The sequence below is a fragment of the Gordonia sp. GN26 genome, from assembly GCF_054823965.1.
In genome coordinates this window covers 1-17006 of sequence record NZ_JSYC01000027.1, presented here as the reverse complement: position 1 = coordinate 17006, position 17006 = coordinate 1, and the positions used below count along the sequence as shown (strand labels likewise).

At 66.5% G+C, this 17006-nt stretch carries 16 protein-coding genes and 2 riboswitches; of the genes, 8 read left to right on the top strand and 8 right to left on the bottom strand.

The annotated features are described in order from the left end of the window. Positions 1-17: 17 nt before the first annotated feature. Positions 18-248, bottom strand: a riboswitch (cyclic di-AMP (ydaO/yuaA leader). Positions 249-355: 107 nt separating this feature from the next. Continuing rightward, on the bottom strand, positions 356-586 hold the full coding sequence (locus OK17_RS08510; protein ID WP_232718153.1) for a hypothetical protein: 231 nt from the start codon (positions 584-586) through the stop codon (positions 356-358). A 333-nt stretch (positions 587-919) separates the two neighbouring features. Between OK17_RS08510 and OK17_RS08505 the strand changes: the two genes are divergently transcribed. Together OK17_RS08505 and OK17_RS08500 are read left to right on the top strand one after the other, a co-directional pair. Then, entirely contained in the window at positions 920-2785 is a 1866-nt protein-coding gene (locus OK17_RS08505; RefSeq protein WP_119032655.1) for a DEDD exonuclease domain-containing protein, read from the top strand. After that, positions 2782-3060 (top strand): Lrp/AsnC family transcriptional regulator, encoded by a 279-nt coding sequence (locus OK17_RS08500; protein WP_005200119.1) that lies wholly within the window; start codon positions 2782-2784, stop codon positions 3058-3060. Before OK17_RS08505 ends, OK17_RS08500 begins: the two co-directional genes overlap by 4 nt. On the opposite strand, the gene trpD is transcribed toward OK17_RS08500, so the two are convergent. Continuing rightward, positions 3057-4133, bottom strand: coding sequence for an anthranilate phosphoribosyltransferase (trpD, locus tag OK17_RS08495; RefSeq protein WP_461417187.1), 1077 nt, complete (start codon positions 4131-4133; stop codon positions 3057-3059). The two genes, OK17_RS08500 and trpD, sit on opposite strands and share 4 nt — an antisense overlap. An 11-nt stretch (positions 4134-4144) precedes the next feature. Further along, on the bottom strand, positions 4145-4642 hold the full coding sequence (locus OK17_RS08490) for a hypothetical protein (protein WP_119032657.1): 498 nt from the start codon (positions 4640-4642) through the stop codon (positions 4145-4147). 169 nt (positions 4643-4811) lie between these two features. Here OK17_RS08490 and ctaE point away from each other — a divergent pair, with 169 nt between their 5' ends. The 5 genes from ctaE (at position 4812) to OK17_RS08465 (ending at position 10767) form a co-directional block, all read left to right on the top strand. Further along, a complete protein-coding gene (ctaE, locus tag OK17_RS08485; protein WP_119032658.1) occupies positions 4812-5423 on the top strand; it encodes an aa3-type cytochrome oxidase subunit III in 612 nt (203 codons plus the stop codon). 111 nt (positions 5424-5534) lie between these two features. Next, positions 5535-6386: a cytochrome bc1 complex diheme cytochrome c subunit gene (gene qcrC / locus OK17_RS08480; RefSeq protein WP_119032659.1), complete on the top strand. Its 852-nt coding sequence runs from the start codon at positions 5535-5537 to the stop codon at positions 6384-6386. Continuing rightward, on the top strand, positions 6383-7540 hold the full coding sequence (gene qcrA / locus OK17_RS08475; protein WP_119032660.1) for a cytochrome bc1 complex Rieske iron-sulfur subunit: 1158 nt from the start codon (positions 6383-6385) through the stop codon (positions 7538-7540). The genes qcrC and qcrA overlap by 4 nt, the downstream gene beginning before the upstream one ends. Continuing rightward, positions 7537-9159, top strand: coding sequence for a cytochrome bc1 complex cytochrome b subunit (gene qcrB / locus OK17_RS08470; RefSeq protein WP_119032661.1), 1623 nt, complete (start codon positions 7537-7539; stop codon positions 9157-9159). The genes qcrA and qcrB overlap by 4 nt, the downstream gene beginning before the upstream one ends. Before the next feature lie 168 nt (positions 9160-9327). After that, positions 9328-10767, top strand: a complete 1440-nt coding sequence (locus OK17_RS08465; protein WP_174718339.1) for a bifunctional phosphatase PAP2/diacylglycerol kinase family protein — start codon at positions 9328-9330, stop codon at positions 10765-10767. A gap of 92 nt (positions 10768-10859) precedes the next feature. Here OK17_RS08465 and OK17_RS08460 read toward each other — a convergent pair whose 3' ends face one another. After that, positions 10860-11276: a cytochrome c oxidase subunit 4 gene (locus OK17_RS08460; protein ID WP_119032662.1), complete on the bottom strand. Its 417-nt coding sequence runs from the start codon at positions 11274-11276 to the stop codon at positions 10860-10862. Positions 11277-11278: 2 nt separating this feature from the next. Then, positions 11279-12367, bottom strand: a complete 1089-nt coding sequence (gene ctaC / locus OK17_RS08455) for an aa3-type cytochrome oxidase subunit II (protein ID WP_119032663.1) — start codon at positions 12365-12367, stop codon at positions 11279-11281. Positions 12368-12699: 332 nt separating this feature from the next. Here ctaC and asnB point away from each other — a divergent pair, with 332 nt between their 5' ends. Next, positions 12700-14625, top strand: coding sequence for an asparagine synthase (glutamine-hydrolyzing) (gene asnB, locus OK17_RS08450; RefSeq protein ID WP_461417186.1), 1926 nt, complete (start codon positions 12700-12702; stop codon positions 14623-14625). Between the two features lie 192 nt (positions 14626-14817). Here asnB and OK17_RS08445 read toward each other — a convergent pair whose 3' ends face one another. The 3 genes from OK17_RS08445 to OK17_RS08435 form a co-directional block, all read right to left on the bottom strand. Then, positions 14818-15132, bottom strand: a complete 315-nt coding sequence (locus tag OK17_RS08445; RefSeq protein WP_461417185.1) for a DMT family transporter — start codon at positions 15130-15132, stop codon at positions 14818-14820. A 10-nt stretch (positions 15133-15142) separates the two neighbouring features. Next, positions 15143-15210, bottom strand: a riboswitch (guanidine-III (ykkC-III) riboswitch). Positions 15211-15326: 116 nt separating this feature from the next. Next, on the bottom strand, positions 15327-16298 hold the full coding sequence (locus OK17_RS08440) for a carbohydrate kinase family protein (protein ID WP_461417184.1): 972 nt from the start codon (positions 16296-16298) through the stop codon (positions 15327-15329). Between the two features lie 121 nt (positions 16299-16419). Continuing rightward, positions 16420-16773, bottom strand: coding sequence for a HesB/IscA family protein (locus OK17_RS08435; RefSeq protein ID WP_005200132.1), 354 nt, complete (start codon positions 16771-16773; stop codon positions 16420-16422). Between the last annotated feature and the right edge of the window lie 233 nt (positions 16774-17006).

The following is a 17006-nucleotide window of genomic DNA, read 5'->3' as shown; positions in this document are numbered from 1 at the left end:
GAAGCGAGTTCTCCTTCAGTTTCTCCCTGTACCGCCGACCGAGTTAGCTGTCGGGTTCGGGCCGGAAGAGTGGCCCTACACGTTTTCGGCACAGCCGTATCCCAGAAGGACACTGTTGCGCGTTGACGCGATTCACCCCGATCGGGACAGTTTCGCCAGGTCATGTCAGTGATGACACGCCTGACCACGCTGCCCGAAGTAAGTGGTTCCCCGGTTCGCCCGTGCGGGCGATTGAGCGGTGACTTTGGCGGACCACTTCTGTTGAAGCGGGACGCTCCGCAAAGGTCTCAGAAAGGTTACGAAATCGTCGGCGCTGTGTCCACTAGGCAACGGACACGCAGTTCGCCACCGATTTTCAGCCCGCGCGGAGCTCGGTCGACGAGATGACTCGAAATGGCTTCTGACGTGCGGTTTTCGCAGTTCTTGCAGATCGTGCAGCAGTACTGGTGACCATTGCAGCAGACTGCAGAACATCGATCGCAAGGTCCAGTTCCGCATCGTCGTCGAGGGCCTGCACCGTTACCGAAGCTCCACTTTCACCAGGTGCATCGTCCCAGTTCGGGCCGCCGAAAAGCACTGTCATCATGCACCCGTCACAGGCGACGGGGCGGGCCGGACAGGTCGCGCAGTCAACATGCATCGTGTGATCTCCATCTCATCTGGCCGTCGGAGGGGTTTGAACTCCGAATCGGGCGGGTCACGGCGGGCAGATTCGGCGCCGTCGGCGTCGATCTCTCACTTCGAGGTGGAGACTAGGGGCCACCACCGACAAACTCGTTCGCACACTGTTCGACACATGCGTCACACCAGTAACAGGCGACGTCGGCCGACACCCCTGCCGCACCCCTCGAACCGAAACGGAACGATCGATCGGGGTGTCACATCCGCCGTGTCGGTGCGTCGAACTAGTGTTCGCCTCGTGACGCGCAGGGATGGTGGCGGTGCAGCCACAGGACAGGTGACCGCGGGACAACTGACCTTCGCCGACCTCGAGGCCGCCGACCAGGCCACCGACGGCGACGCCATCGCGAGCGAGTTCAGCGATCGCGCCCTGTTCGACACCACCCTCGTCGTCGTCGACCTCGAGACGACGGGTTCCAGCCCGACAGACGACCGCATCACCGAGATCGGTGCGGTGAAGATCCGCGGCGGCGAGGTGATCGGCGAGTTCGCCACCCTCGTCGATCCGGGCCGAGCCATCCCTCCGCAGATCGTCACGCTCACCGGGATCACGACGGCGATGGTCACCGACGCACCCCGGATCGAATCCGTGCTGCCGGCGTTCCTCGAGTTCGCCCGCGGCTCGATCCTGGTCGCCCACAATGCGCGCTTCGACATGGGTTTCCTACGACAGAACACCCTCCGCCTCCACCTGGACTGGCCCTTCAGCCTGAGTCTCTGCACGGTGACGATGGCGCGGCGCATCCTGCCGCGCGACGAGGCGCCCACGGTCAAGCTCAGCGCCCTGGCCGAACTCTTCGACGTCTCCGTCCGGCCCACCCACCGGGCCCTGGACGACGCCCGTGCCACGGTCGAGGTCTTCCACCGTCTCCTCGAACGCGTCGGGAACCAGGGCATCTCGACGGTCGGGGAACTCACCTCTTATCTGCCGCGCACCGATCCCCGTCTGCGGGCCAAGCGTCAGATGGCCGACCGCGTGCCCGCGCGTCCGGGCGTCTATCTGTTCCGCGGGCCGTCGAACGAGGTCCTCTACGTCGGTACCGCGGTGGACCTCCGACGCCGTGTCCGTTCCTACTTCTCCGGCAGCGACCCCCGACGCCGTATCGCCGAGATGGTCCTCCTGGCCGAGCGCGTCGACGTCGTCGAGTGTTCCCACGCCCTCGAGGCGGCCGTCCGCGAACTCCGACTGCTCGCCGCGCACGCCCCGGCCTACAACCGGCGTTCGACGCAGCCCCACAAGGGATGGTGGGTGACGCTCACCGAGGAGCGTTTCCCCCGCCTCAAGGTGAGCCGCACACCCACGGACGAGTCCATCGGGCCGGTGGGCAACCGCAACAACGCGGCGACGGTGGCCGACGTCATCGCGGCGGCCGCCGGACTCCGCACGTGCTCCAGACGCCTCGGCGCCACCGGCTACCACTGGTGCCCCACGCCCGACGGAGTCCGTCAGCCCGGCGGATGCCACGCAGCCGCGGCGCAGCCGCAGACCGTCCCGGATTACCTGCCGCGCGTGACCGCGGCCCGCCGGCTGATGCGCGGGGAGGCCGACGATCTCCTCGACGACCTCACCGCACGCCTCGTCGACCTCTCCGAGGCCCAGATGTTCGAGACCGCGGCCCGCCACCGCGACCGGCTCGCGCTGACCATCGACGCCCTGGCGCGATGTCAGCGGCTGGCCGCGTTGTGCGCGATCGCCGAGATCGTCATCGCCCGTCCCGACGACGAACGCGGCTGGCATTTCGCCGTCGTCCGTCACGGACGGCTCGCGGCGGCCGGGCGTGCCCGGCGAGGCGTCTCCCCCATGCCGGTCGTCGACGCGCTCGTCGCCGCTGCCGAGACCGTCATCCCCGAAACGGGACCGTTGCGCGGGGCTCCGGCGGAGGAGGTGGCGCTGATCTACCGGTGGATGACCGAGCCCGGGGCCCGGATCGTGTCCACCACCGACCCGGTGGCACTCCCGGCGGGATGCGCCGAACGCCGGCGCGGCTGGTCGCAATCCGCACGCGATGCCCGCTCCGACGCCCGCGCGGTGGTGCACCGGACACCACGGGCCGCGCAGCGCTCGCCGATCCGCGAGCTCGTGGCCACTAGGCTTGCGCCATGATCACTGCCATCGTCCTCATCCAGGCCGACATCCACCAGATCCCGGAGACCGCTCAGGCCGTGGCCGACATCGCCGGCGTCGAAGAGGTGTACTCCTGCGCGGGCGACGTCGACCTCATCGCGAAGATCCGCGTCCGCGACCACGAGCACATCGCGTCGGTGGTGACCGGGCAAATCAACCGTTTGCCCGGAGTGCTCAAGTCCGCCACCCACATCGCGTTCCGCAGCTACTCCAGCTCAGACGTCGAGGGCGGCTTCTCCATCGGCGAGAACTAGCCGCGGGCTACCGACCCCAGCTGGGTGCTCAGCGTCGCCCAGCGGTCGAGCAGCGTCGCCGCCGCCCCGGAGTCGATGGCGTCGGCGGCGCGATCCTTTGCGGCACCGAGCGCCTCGGTCAGCTCGGCCGAGGTCATCGGACCCTGCTGTTCGAACGCCACGATCGCGCCGGCGGAGTTCAGCAACACCGCGTCGCGCACGGGACCTGTTGTGCCCGAGAACAACTCGCGGGCGATGGCGGCATTGGCCACCGCATCGCCGCCCTGCAGCGCGGACAACTGGACGCGCGCGATGCCCAGATCGGCCGGATCGACGCTGAGCTGGGACACCTGGCCGCCGACGACCTGCCACACCGTCGAAGTCGTGGTCGTGGTGAGTTCGTCGAGGCCGTCGTCGCCGCGGACCACCAGAGCCGAACCGCCACGGTCGGCGAAGGCGCTCGCGAGGACCGGGGCGAGGTCGGGGAAGGCGCAGCCGATGAGGCCGGCCTTGGGGCGTGCCGGGTTGGTGAGTGGTCCGAGCACGTTGAACACGGTCGGGATGCCGATCTCCTTGCGCGGCGGCCCGGTGAACCGGAACGCCGGGTGGAACACCGGCGCGAAGCAGAAGCCGATACCGAGTTCGTCCACACACTGCGCGACGGCGTCAGCCGACAGGGTGATGTCCACCCCGAGCGCCTCGAGCACGTCGGCACCGCCGCTCTTCGACGACGCCGCACGGTTGCCGTGCTTGACGACCGCGACACCGGCGGCCGCGATCACGATCGAGGTCATCGTGGAGATGTTCACGGTGTGCGACCGGTCGCCGCCGGTACCCACCACGTCGACCGCCGGACGACTCACCTCGACGAGAGTGGCGTGGTCGAGCATCGCCTGCGCCAGGCCGACGAGCTCACCGGGCGCAGCGCCCTTCATCTTCACGCCGACACCGAAGGCTGCGATCTGGGCGCCACTGGCGCTGTCGGTCATGATCTCGTTCATCGCCCAGCCGGCTTCTTCGGCGGACAGGTCGATGCGATCGGTGATCTTGCCGAGGATCTGCGGCCAGGTGAAGGCAGACTGTGCGGTACTCACAGGCAGAGAGCCTAGTGCCCTGCCCCGCCAGGCGGACGCTGCAGTACAGACCATCGGCGAGCAATTCCGTCGTGACGGGAGCCCAGACTCGCCATCCGGGACCGTTCCTGAGACAGATGCATGGCGTCGAGCAACTGGACACGCGCCAGGACGAGCACCTCGAGCCGGTCGTCGACGGCCTGCGGCTGCGACCCCCAACGCTCGTCGTCGACCACCTCGTACCCGTCGAGCGCGGCCACCGCGGCGGCGTCGGCGAGCCGATCCGCGGGCACCTCCAGATCGTGACGCAGGATGACCTCTTCTTCTGGTCGCCACGTTGACGCCTCCAGGGCCGTCGACGAGGCGATCGCGTCATCGTCCGAACCCGCGACGACCACGACCTCGTCGGTGAGAACCAACGGACCGGCACCGCCACCGCCCCGCAACCGGGATCGCAGGCGCGCCAGGCGACCCCGGGCGACGACCCGCCCGTTGAGGTCGCGCGGACCTGAGGAATCCGAACTCGACATGACCTCACCGTAGTCACTGCGAGAAGGACGCGAACAGAGCCGTCGAACAGGGACTGCGGACACGCCGGAGTCGACATCACAGGGCCCCCGACCTGCAGCGGGACAAAAACCTGCCCCCAATATCCGACCCGGGTGGCCACCGCTTACTACGAACCGTCATACTTCACTTGTGACAAGCGCCGTAGGTACCTCAGGAACAGCCATCACCTCGCGCGTCCATTCGCTGAACCGTCCCAACATGGTCAGCGTCGGCACGATCGTCTGGCTGTCCAGTGAGCTCATGTTCTTCGCTGGCCTCTTCGCGATGTACTTCGTCGCCCGGGCCAACTCCGCTGTCGGCTGGCCCATGGAGCCAACCGAGCTGAATCTCGGTCTCGCCATACCGGTGACGACCGTCCTGATTCTGTCTTCGGTGACCTGCCAGATGGGCGTGTTCGCCGCCGAGCGAGGTGACGTCTTCGGCCTCCGCCGCTGGTACGTCATCACGCTGGCGATGGGCACGTTCTTCGTGTGCGGCCAGGCGTACGAGTACTACCACCTGGTGCACGAGGGCACGACGCTGTCGTCGAGTGCATACGGTTCCGTCTTCTACATGACGACCGGCTTCCACGGCCTGCACGTCATCGGCGGTCTGGTGGCATTCGTCTACCTCCTCATCCGCACGAAGCTCTCGAAGTTCACCCCGGCGCAGGCAACCGCCGCAATCGTTGTCTCCTACTACTGGCACTTCGTCGACATCGTCTGGATCGGACTGTTCGTCACGATCTACTTCATCCGATGACGGCGACCCCGCGCTCTGCGCGGCCAGCCCCGCAGAGCACACCTCGCCTGTCGAACGCACAGCGTAAATCGCTCTAACAAACAGTCCGTCCCGCTTAGTAGAGAGTCACAGATGAGTTCATCTCCACCGCGACCGTCGGATAGCGGCACCGACGCCCGCCGCGCCAAGGCCCGACGCAAGCTCCGTCGACGCGCAAGCGGCACCATCGTGCTCCTGGCCGGTCTGGTCATGGCCGGTGTGCTCGCCTCGGTTCTGACCCCGGACCCCCAGGTCGCGGTGGCGGACGAGAGCAACGCCGCGATGATCAACGACGGTCGCAAGCTCTACGAGACCTCGTGCATCACCTGTCACGGCGCGAACCTGCAGGGTGTGCCCGACCGTGGTCCCGCACTGCTCGGCGTCGGCGATGCCGCCGTGTACTTCCAGGTGTCGACCGGTCGTATGCCGGCCGCACGTGGTGAGGCACAGGCACAGCGCAAGCCGGCCAAGTTCACCACCGAGCAGATCGATCAGCTCGGCGCCTTCATCCAGGCCGAGGGCGGCGGACCGCAGGTCCCGCGTGACTCCAACGGCGAGGTCGCCTCGAGTTCACTCCGCGGCGACAGCATCGGCCGAGGCAGTGAGCTGTTCCGCCTCAACTGCGCGTCGTGCCACAACTTCACCGGTCGTGGCGGCGCCCTGTCCTCGGGTAAGTACGCACCCGTGCTCGACGGCGTCGACGAGGCGCAGATCTACACCGCGATGCTGACCGGACCGCAGAACATGCCCAAGTTCTCGAACCGGCAGCTGAATCCGGATGAAAAGAAAGACATCATCGCCTACGTCAAGTACGTGACCGAGGCTCAGCCCAGCGGCGGACTCGGACTGGGCGGCTTCGGGCCGGTCAGTGAGGGCATGGTGATGTGGTTTGTCGGCGTCGTCGCCATCGTCGCAGGCGCCATGTGGATGGGATCTCGAGCATGAGCGGCAGTGACAAGGACGTCCCGTCGAGGGACGAACTGGATCAGATGAGCACCGAGGAACTCGTCAAACTCGGTACCAATCTCGACGGCGTCGAGATCATCCATCGGGCCGAGCGGTACGCCGAGCCGGGTACGAAGGTCGAGAAGCGCGCCGAGCGCCAGGTCGCGATCTGGTTCACGATCGCCGGCATCTCCGCGCTCGCCTGCCTCGGCATCTTCCTGTTCAACCATTGGGAATTCGCCCTTCCGGACGATCCGAACTACTGGTGGTACACGTTCAACACGCCGCTCCTCGGAGCGACGTTCGGTCTGTCGGTGCTGGCCATCGGCGTCGCGCTGATCCTGCTCACCAAGAAGTTCATCCCGTCGGAGATCTCCGTCCAGGACCGCCACGACGGTGGCTCGTCCGAGGTCGACAAGAAGACGATCGTCGGACTCCTCCAGGACACCGGGACCACCTCGACCCTGGGTCGTCGCAAGATGATCATCGGTTCGGCCGGTTTCGGTCTGGGCGCGTTCGCGCTGACCGGACTCGTCGCCTTCCTCGGTGGCTTCATCAAGAACCCGTGGGCCGAGCGCGAGAACGCTCCCCTGTGGCACTCGGGCTGGTCGCCGATCTACAACTCGAAGGAAGACCCGAACGAGACCATCTACCTGCGTCGCGACACGGGCAACCCGTACCAGGTCGCCCTGGTCCGCCCCGAGGATCTCGACGCCGGCGGTATGGAGACCGTGTTCCCGTGGCGTCGTTCCAACGGGTTCGGCGAAACCGAGCACTCCCGTCACGCACTCATGGAGAGCCTGCACGAGGTCCGCAACCCCGTCATGCTCATCCGTCTCCGCCCCGAAGACGCGGCCAACGCCATCAAGCGCAAGGGTCAGGAGAGCTTCAACTACGGTGACTACTTCGCCTACACCAAGGTCTGCAGCCACCTCGGTTGCCCCGCCTCGCTGTACGAACAGCGGAGCAACCGCATCCTGTGTCCCTGCCACCAGTCGCAGTTCAATGCGCTCGAGTACGCCAAGCCGATCTTCGGACCGGCCGCCCGCGCTCTCGCACAGCTGCCGATCACGGTGAACAATGAGGGTTACCTCGTTGCGGCAGGCGACTTCATCGAGCCCGTCGGCCCGGCATTCTGGGAGCGTAAGTCATGAGCATCGCCGAAAAGCTCGGCGCACAAGCCGAGGAAGTCGACTCGCGGTATCACCTCGCCGCGGGTATGCGTCGCCAGATCAACAAGGTGTTCCCCACCCACTGGTCGTTCATGCTGGGTGAGATCGCGCTCTACAGCTTCATCATCCTGCTGATCTCGGGCGTCTACCTCTCGCTGTTCTTCGATCCGTCGATGACGCACATCGTCTACGACGGCGCCTACCAGCCGCTCAACGGCGTCATGATGACCAAGGCGTACGAGACCACGCTGAACCTCTCCTTCGAGGTGCGCGGCGGTCTGTTCGTCCGCCAGATCCATCACTGGGCAGCCCTGCTGTTCGCGGCGTCGATCATCATCCACATGGCGCGCATCTTCTTCACCGGTGCGTTCCGTCGCCCGCGTGAGGCCAACTGGATCATCGGCTGCCTCCTGCTGGTGCTGGCGATGTTCGAGGGCTTCTTCGGCTACTCGCTCCCCGACGACCTGCTCTCGGGCACCGGCGTCCGCGCCGCCATGAGTGGCATCGTCCTCGGCATCCCGGTCGTGGGCACCTGGATTCACTGGGCGCTGTTCGGTGGGGACTTCCCCGGCGACATCATCATCCCGCGCCTGTACGTGCTGCACATCCTGCTCTTCCCGGGCATCATCCTGGCCCTGATCGGCGCCCACCTGGCGCTCGTCTGGTACCAGAAGCACACGCAGTTCCCCGGCCCCGGCCGCACCGAGAAGAACGTCGTCGGTGTCCGGATCATGCCGGTGTTCGCGGCCAAGGGCGGCGCGATGTTCGCCTTCGTCACCGGTGTGCTCGCCATCATGGCCGGCATCTTCCAGATCAACCCGGTCTGGAACATCGGCCCGTACAACCCGGCACAGGTCTCGGCAGGTTCGCAGCCGGACATCTACATGCAATGGACCGACGGTCTGATCCGTCTGTTCCCGGCATGGGAGCTGTACCTGGGCAACTACACCGTGGTGATGTCCAACTGGGTCGTCCTGATCATCACGATCATGTTCGGTCTGATGTTCGCCTACCCGTGGATCGAGAAGAAGCTCACGGGCGACGACGCTCACCACAACCTGCTGCAGCGTCCGCGTGACACCCCGGTGCGCACGGCGATCGGCGCGATGGCGTTCTCGTTCTACATCCTGCTCACGCTGGCCTGCATGAACGACATCATCGCGTTCAAGTTCCACATCTCGCTGAACGCGACGACGTGGATCGGCCGCATCGGTCTGATCATCCTGCCGCCGGTGGTGTACTTCATCGCCTACCGCTGGGCGATCTCGCTGCAGCGCAGCGACCGTGAGGTCCTGGCACACGGCATCGAGACCGGCATCATCAAGCGCCTGCCGCAGGGTGAGTACATCGAGCTGCACCAGCCGCTCGGCCCGGTCGACAGCCACGGTCACCCGATCCCGCTCCCCTACGAGGGTGTCGCACTGCCGAAGCGAATGAACAAGCTCGGCTCCGCAGGTGCCCCGGGTACGGGTTCGATCCTGACCGCCGACCCGCCGGAGGAGCAGCTGCGTCACGTCGAGGCCGAGCACGAGCTCGAAGCCGCAGAGCGCAAGGCTCTCCGCGAGCTCCAGGCCAAGGGTGGCAACCCCCTCGGCGAGTAGTTCCACACAACAGAAGCGGGCCGTCGCGCACCAACCGGTGCACGACGGCCCGCTTCTTTGTGCGCTCACCGTTCACCACCACTCCCCTACCCCACCGGATGTGGCACGGTGGACACCATGCGCCGGTTACGTCATCGTGGTTCCGGCCTGTCCCAGATCACCCGCGGGATGGGCACTCTCGACTCCGAGATCTATGACACGATCGCCCGGTCGCCGAGCCCGCTACTGGACAAGACGATGCCGGTGCTGACTCATGCCGCCGATCACTCGAAGCTCTGGATGGCGATCGCTGCCGGACTGGCCGTGTCCGGCCGACCCTCACTGCAGCGGGGAGCCGCCCGAGGAGTGGCCTCCCTGGCCGTCACCAGTCTCGTGACCAACCAGGGCGCCAAACGGATTCGACGCCGTGCACGTCCGTCTACGGGCCTCATTCCGATCCCCCGCCGCGGACGCCGGCAACCGACGTCGAGCTCGTTTCCCTCCGGACACTCCGCCAGCGCAGCAGCATTCGCGGTGGGGGTGGCCGTTGACAGTCCGCCCGCAGGCCTTCTCCTGTCGGCGCTGGCCGGCCTCGTCGGACTCTCCCGCGTCGCGACCGGTGCCCACTACCCTGGGGATGTCCTCGTCGGGCTCGGGATCGGTGCCACGGTCGCCACATTGGGGACTCGCGTCGTACCGCCGATCACCCGGCCGTCCATCTCACTCGCCGACCCGACGGTCGTCGACGCCGAGCCCCGCCCCGACGGCACCGGTCTCGTCGTGGTGGTGAACCCGGCCTCCTCGGACGGGCGTGGTCGTCGTGTTCTCGACGACATCCGGGAGTCACTCCCCGGAGCCGAGATCGTCGAGCTCGGCGAAGATGACGACGTCGCCACGGTATTCGCTGATGTCGCGACTCGCGCTTCGATCGTCGGGGTCGCCGGCGGAGACGGCACAGTCGCCGGCGCCGCGCGCGTGGCCATCGACGCGAACCTGCCGCTCGCCGTGTTCCCCGCCGGCACCTTCAACCACTTCGCACGCGACATCGGTTGCAGCACGGTCGAAGACACCGTCACCGCCATCGCGAGGGGTTCGGTGTCCCGCGTCGACGCGGTGTGGCTCAACGACTCCCGGCTGATCCTCAACACCGCGAGCATCGGTGCGTACCCGCATTTCGTGCGCATCCGGGAGCGACTCCGGCATCGCATCAGCCGTCCGCTCGCCACGGCCACCGCCATCTTCCGGGTGATCCGCAAGGACGCCCACGTCTGTATCGAAGTCGACGGACGGGTCCTCGACGTATCCCTGTTCCTGATCGGCAACTCGATCTACCAACCCACGGGTTTTCTGCCCACGCGCCGCCTACGGCTCGACGACGGGCTGCTCGACGTGCGCATCCTGGAGACCGGACACCGCTGGGCCACCCTCCGCCTGCTGGGCGCGCTGGCCGCCGGCCGGTTGGAGCGCTCGCGCCTCTACCACGAGATGCAGGTCCCCGAGTTCCGGTTCACCGCCGTCGACGGCCCCGTGGCGGTGTCCCATGACGGCGAGGTCGAGGACAGCTTCACCGACGCCCATTTCCGCGTCGACTACCGCAGGCTCAAGGTGTACGGCCCCGTGCGGCGATGAGACGCCGAGGCCCGGACAGCCGCTGACACAGACAAAAAGACGACGCCCCACCGTGGAGGTGGGGCGTCGTCTGTGTTGGTTCTACCGAGCGATCAATGCTTCTCGGGTCCGACGTGGTACTCGAAGACGAGTCCGGCGGCGGCGCCCATGATCGCCACGGCCGCGAAGATCGCGAGCCACCAGTTCCCGGTGGCGAAGCCGACCGCGAAAGTGGAGGCGCCCAGGGCGATCAGGATCGGCCACCAGGAGTGCGGGCTGAAGAAGCCCAGCTCGCCGGCGCCGTCCTCGATCTCGGCATCCTCGTAGTCCTCGGGGCGGATCTCGACGCGACGCGACACGAACCGGAAGAACGTGCCGGCGATGAGCGTCAGGCCCGCGGCGAAGAACAGGCCGACGACGCCGACCCACTCGATACCCTTGCTGGTGAACGCGGTGAACAGGGTGTACGCGACACCGGTCAGCGCGAAGAAGGCTGTCAACATCTCGAAGAGACGGGCTTCGATCTTCATCGTCAGCTCTCCTTCTTGGTGCAGTTGGCGAGGGTCGGGTCATCCGGGTTGCCGGATGCGGTCACCGAGCCGTCGGACTTGCGTCGGCTGTCGAACGGAACCGTGGTGACGGCTTCCGGGGCCTGGCAGATCGACGCGAGCGCCTCGGCGTTGGTGGCCTCGGGGTTCGACTGACGGAACTTGATGTAGCTGTCGAAGTCCTCCGGCGAGACCGCGCGGACCTCGAAGTTCATCATCGAGTGGTAGGTACCGCACATCTCGGCGCAACGGCCGACGAATGCTCCGGTCCGGTCAATCGAGCCGATCTGGAAGATCGGGTCGGTCGAGTTCTCCTTCGGGAACGGCATGACGTCGCGCTTGTACAGGAACTCCGGTACCCAGAACGAGTGGATGACGTCGGCCGAGGCGATGTTGAACTCGATGCGCTTGCCGGTCGGGAGCACGAGGACGGGGATCTCCGTCGACGAGCCGACGGTCTCGATCTTGTCGAACTTCAGGTAGTCGCGGATGTCGTCGTCACGACCGCCGGCGGGGCCGGGCAGCTCGCCACCGTGCTCACCCTCGACCTCGGGCTCGACGACGGCCTTGCCGGCCTGCTGCTGGACCTGGAACGGGTTACCCGCGGCCTCGAAGCCGTCGTAGGTCGACCCGTCGCTGAAGATGACCTTGTTGTAGCCGAACTTCCAGTTCCACTGGAACGCGGTCACATCGACCACGACCTTGGAGTCGTCGTTCTTGCCCTCGACGTCGTTCTGCACGATCACGGTGAAGTAGAACAGCACCGCGATGATGACGAACGGGATCGCCGTGTAGGTGAGCTCCAACGGGACGTTGTACGCCGTCTGACGCGGGAAGACGCCCTTCTTGGCGTCGTTCGCACGATGGAACGTGATCGTCCAGAAGATCAGGGCCCAGACCAGAATGCCCATGACGAGTGCGGCGATGACGGACCAGGTCCAGAGATCGACCATCTTCTTACCCTGGGGCGTGATGCCCTCGGGCCAACCGAAACGCATCGCCTCATTGGCGTCACATCCCGACATCAGCAGTGCGCCGAGTCCGAGAGCGACGACGATTCCCAGTCGCTTCATCGTCTGCGACGCGGATGAGACACGCCGCGCTCGGGGCCGTCCACCGTGTGCCAATTTCACGCCTTCCTGCTCGCTCACCGGCGCCCTCGCGCCGCAGTGAGTGCATGCCACATGACCTGCAAGGGCGAGTACCCGCCGTGGACACACGACGAGAGTCTCGCACCTAGTACTACGCAGCGTAGACCAACCGGGAGAAGCTTTCGTGATTGGGGTTTGATCCGGTCGTGTCCGAGCCCTCCAGGTCGGAATCCCGCTGGTGGCTCAGGCATACTCGGACGCGACCCGACGCCCGTCGGGACCTGTGCTCGCGACGAGATTGGGGAGAAGCCAACGTGTGTGGTCTGCTCGGCCTTCTGACATCCGACCGGACGGCCGCCGAGGTCGTCGACGCGGTGGCGGTGGCCTCGCACTGCATGCGGCATCGCGGGCCCGACGAGCCGGGCACCTGGCACGACGAGAACATCGTCTTCGGTTTCAACCGGCTCTCGATCATCGACATCGAGCACTCCCACCAGCCGCTGCGCTGGGGTCCGCCGGAGAACCCGGACCGCTACGCCCTGGTCTTCAACGGCGAGATCTACAACTACCTGGAGATCCGCGCCGAGCTCGCCGAGAACGAGGGCGCGGTCTTCCGCACCGAGGGTGACAGCGAGGCGATCGTCGCGGCTTTCCACCACTGGGGTCCCGACGCCGTTCGCCGTCTCCGCGGCATGTTCGCCTTCGCCATCTGGGACACCGAGAACCGGTCGCTGTTCCTCGCGCGCGACCCGTTCGGCATCAAGCCGCTGTTCGTCGCATCGGGGCCGGGCGGACTGCTCTTCGGCAGCGAGAAGAAGTCGCTGCTGGAGCTCATCGAACGTGTGGGACTGTCCAAGGACCTGGACCCACGGGCCGTCGAGCACTACACCGTGCTGCAGTACGTCCCCGAACCCGAGACCATCCACGCGTCGATCCGTCGACTCGAGTCGGGATGCCACGCGACCGCCTCCCCCGGCAGCCCGCTGTCGATCCGCCGCTACTTCACGCCGCAGTTCGGCGTGAAGCCGGTCACCGACGCCACGCGCCAGAAGCGTTATGACGAGATCGCCGACGTCCTCGCGGACTCGGTCGCCAAGCACATGCGCGCCGACGTGACCGTCGGCGCGTTCCTGTCCGGCGGCATCGACTCGACGGCCATCGCCGCGCTGGCGATCCGCCACAACCCCGACCTGATCACCTTCACCACCGGCTTCGAGCGCGACGGCTACTCCGAGGTCGACGTCGCCGCCGAATCGGCCGAGGCGATCGGCGCGAAGCACGTCGTCAAGGTCGTCGGACCGTCGGAGTTCATCGAGGCGCTGCCGTCGATCGTCTGGTACCTCGACGACCCGGTCGCCGATCCCGCCCTGGTCCCGCTCTACTTCGTCGCCGCGGAGGCACGCAAGCACGTCAAGGTCGTGCTGTCTGGTGAGGGCGCCGACGAGCTGTTCGGCGGCTACACCATCTACAAGGAGCCGCTGTCGCTCGCGGCCTTCGACCGTCTCCCCCGCCCGCTGCGGCGGGCGGCCGGCAAGATCTCCGACCGCATCCCCGAGGGCACCCGCGGCAAGAGCCTGCTCCACCGCGGCTCGCTCACGCTCGAGGAGCGCTACTACGGCAACGCCCGCAGCTTCGACGACGCGCGACTCCGCGCGGTGCTGCGTGATTACCGCCCCGAGTGGACCCACACCGACGTCACCGCGCCCATCTACGCGATGAGCGAGGGCTGGGACCCGGTTGCCCGCATGCAACACCTCGATCTCTTCACGTGGCTGCGCGGCGACATCCTGGTCAAGGCCGACAAGATCACGATGGCCAATTCCCTCGAGTTGCGCGTGCCGTTCCTCGACCCCGAGGTCTTCGCGGTCGCCGAGCGCCTGCCCCACGACGAGAAGATCTCGCACGGCACCACCAAGTACGCCCTGCGCAAGGCGCTCGAGCAGATCGTCCCGGCGCACGTCCTGCACCGTAAGAAGCTCGGCTTCCCGGTCCCGATCCGCCACTGGCTGGCCGGCACCGAGATGTACGACTGGGCCCACGACACCATCACCAAGAGCCAGACCGACCACATCTTCGACAAGAACGCGGTCATCGCGATGCTCAACGAGCATCGGGAAGGCGTGGTGGACAACAGCCGTCGCCTGTGGACGGTGCTGATCTTCATGATCTGGCACGGCATCTTCGTCGAGGGCACGATCGTGCCGGACATCGTCGACCACACGTACCCGGTCCGCCTCTAGTCCCATTCGCTGCCCGATCCGAACGAACGCGACGCAACCTTCGCTGCCTGAGGTGCGAGGAGCGCCAGCGACGAGCCTCGAAGGCCTGGTGAGCCGATCTCGCCGGCCCTTCGTGACGCGTCCTCCGCAGGCTCCGGACGCTCCTCAGGGATCGAGGCCGAAGGCGTGCCACCCCTCACTCATGGAGCAAGGTCAGTGCGCCAGCTTCAGCCCGATGACCCCGCCGACGATCATCACCAGGCACAGCGCCTGGACCAGCGAGACCGGTTGCTCCCCGGTGGACATCGCGTAGACGACGGTCAGCACCGCACCGATGCCGACCCAGACGGCGTAGGCGGTACCCACCGGCAGATCGCGCATCGCATACGCCAGGCCGCCCATGCTGATGGCGAGTGCCACGAAGAAGACGATGGTCGGTCCGAGTTTGGTGAATCCCTCGGACTTGCCGAGCGCGGTGGCCCAGACCGCCTCGAAGACACCGGACAGCACCAGGATCAACCACGACATGACAGCCTCCTGTGGGCCGTCTTGTCGCACACCGGGTACAGCACCCCTCGTCCGGGAGTCCAGTAGAACGGACTCTGCCTCCACGTTGGCACACCATCGCCCACGACGGCAAAGTCAGACCGCTCACCGCCCCGAGTACGACGAAAACGGGTGGCGCAGGCCGTAGCCCGCACCACCCGTTCCGAAAGAGCTTCTCAGAAGGCGGCTTTGATCTCCGCTGCAGCCTCGGCGCCGTAGGCACCCTCGATGCGGGCGAGAGCGGTCTCGATGTCCCAGGACCAGTCCTGCGTGGACACGGTCTCGAGCACCAGCACGGCGACCATCGAACCGACCTGCGCGGCGCGCTCGAAGCCGAGTCCCTTGGACAGCGCGGACAGGAAGCCGGCGCGGAAACCGTCGCCGACGCCCGTCGGGTCGACCTTCTCGGTCTCCGGGACGACCCCGACGTGGATGCGGGTGCCGTCGCGGTCGACGATCTCGACGCCGTCCTTGCCCAGGGTGGTGACGCGCACGCCGACCATCTCGGCGACCTGCGCCTCGGACAGACCGGTCTTCTGACGCAGCAGACCCCACTCGTATTCGTTGGTGAACAGGTAGTCGGCACCCTCGATGAGGGTCCGGGCCTGCTCACCGTCGAGACGGGCCAGTTGCTGGCTGGGGTCGGCGGCGAACGGGATACCGGCGGCCCGGCAGGCCTCGGTGTGGCTGAGCATTCCGGCCGGGTCGTCGGCGCCGATCAGCACGAGTTCCGGCGTACCGGTCTCGGCGATGACGTCGGTGAGAGAGATGTCGCGGCTCTCACTCATGGCGCCGGCGTAGAACGTGGCCAGCTGTGCCATCGTCTCATCGGTCGTGCACATGAACCGGGCGGTGTGATGGGTCTCGGAGACCCGGACGCCTCGGCAGTCGACGCCGTTGGACTCGAGCCACTTGCGGTAGTCATGGAAATCCGAGCCGACCGCACCGACGAGCACCGGGTTGCCGCCGAGCTGGCCCATGGCGTAGCAGATGTTGCCCCCGACGCCGCCGCGCCGGACGACGAGGTCCTCGACGAGGAAGCTGAGTGAGATGTGCTCGAGGTGATCTCCGAGCAGCTGCTCGGAGAATTTTCCGGGGAACTTCATCAGATGGTCGGTTGCGATGGAGCCGCATACAACGATTGCCACTGGCGTTCTCAGCCCTTCGGTTGGTTGGTCGGACAGCTGTTCACGCTACCCACTGCCCCGACACACGACACCGGCCGCATCCCGAATCGGGATACGGCCGGTGTCGGAAGACGTGTTCGACTCAGTTGAACGAGTCACCGCAGGCGCAGCTGCCGGTGGCGTTCGGGTTGTCGATGGTGAAGCCCTGCTTCTCGATGGTGTCCACGAAGTCGATGGTGGCGCCCTGGACGTAGGGAGCACTCATCCGGTCGACGGCCAGCGTGACGCCGCCGAAGTCCGAGGTGATGTCGCCGTCGAGGGTGCGATCGTCGAAGAAGAGCTGGTAGCGCAGACCAGCACATCCACCCGGCTGCACGGCGATGCGCAGCGCGAGGTCGTCGCGACCTTCCTGCTCGAGCAGTGCCTTCGCCTTGGAGGCGGCTGCGTCGCTCAGGATGACGCCGGTGGCAGTGCTCGTTTCGTTCTGCACGGTCATTGATGCTCCTGTAGTGGTGTGGTCCCGGTGTGACGTGGTCCGATCTCGTCGCGGAGCCCTCTGCTCGCGCATGATCGGGAAACACCCCGCTCGCCGGGAGGTCGACCGGTTGTGCCCGTGCGTACAACCGTACTCCTTCCAGGACTATTCCCGCCTATTCGGACCTGGTTTCGATATGGCTCGTCGCACGCTCCTCGCCTACTCAACCAGCGAAAGACACGACGGCCCGTCGC

Coding starts and splice junctions, on each gene's coding strand:
- OK17_RS08510 (WP_232718153.1), bottom strand. CDS start 586: ATGATGACAGTGCTTTTCGGCGGCCCGAACTGGGACGATGCACCTGGT.
- OK17_RS08500 (WP_005200119.1), top strand. CDS start 2,782: ATGATCACTGCCATCGTCCTCATCCAGGCCGACATCCACCAGATCCCG.
- OK17_RS08490 (WP_119032657.1), bottom strand. CDS start 4,642: ATGTCGAGTTCGGATTCCTCAGGTCCGCGCGACCTCAACGGGCGGGTC.
- qcrC (WP_119032659.1), top strand. CDS start 5,535: ATGAGTTCATCTCCACCGCGACCGTCGGATAGCGGCACCGACGCCCGC.
- qcrA (WP_119032660.1), top strand. CDS start 6,383: ATGAGCGGCAGTGACAAGGACGTCCCGTCGAGGGACGAACTGGATCAG.
- qcrB (WP_119032661.1), top strand. CDS start 7,537: ATGAGCATCGCCGAAAAGCTCGGCGCACAAGCCGAGGAAGTCGACTCG.
- OK17_RS08465 (WP_174718339.1), top strand. CDS start 9,328: ATGGGCACTCTCGACTCCGAGATCTATGACACGATCGCCCGGTCGCCG.
- OK17_RS08460 (WP_119032662.1), bottom strand. CDS start 11,276: ATGAAGATCGAAGCCCGTCTCTTCGAGATGTTGACAGCCTTCTTCGCG.
- ctaC (WP_119032663.1), bottom strand. CDS start 12,367: ATGAAGCGACTGGGAATCGTCGTCGCTCTCGGACTCGGCGCACTGCTG.
- OK17_RS08445 (WP_461417185.1), bottom strand. CDS start 15,132: ATGTCGTGGTTGATCCTGGTGCTGTCCGGTGTCTTCGAGGCGGTCTGG.
- OK17_RS08435 (WP_005200132.1), bottom strand. CDS start 16,773: ATGACCGTGCAGAACGAAACGAGCACTGCCACCGGCGTCATCCTGAGC.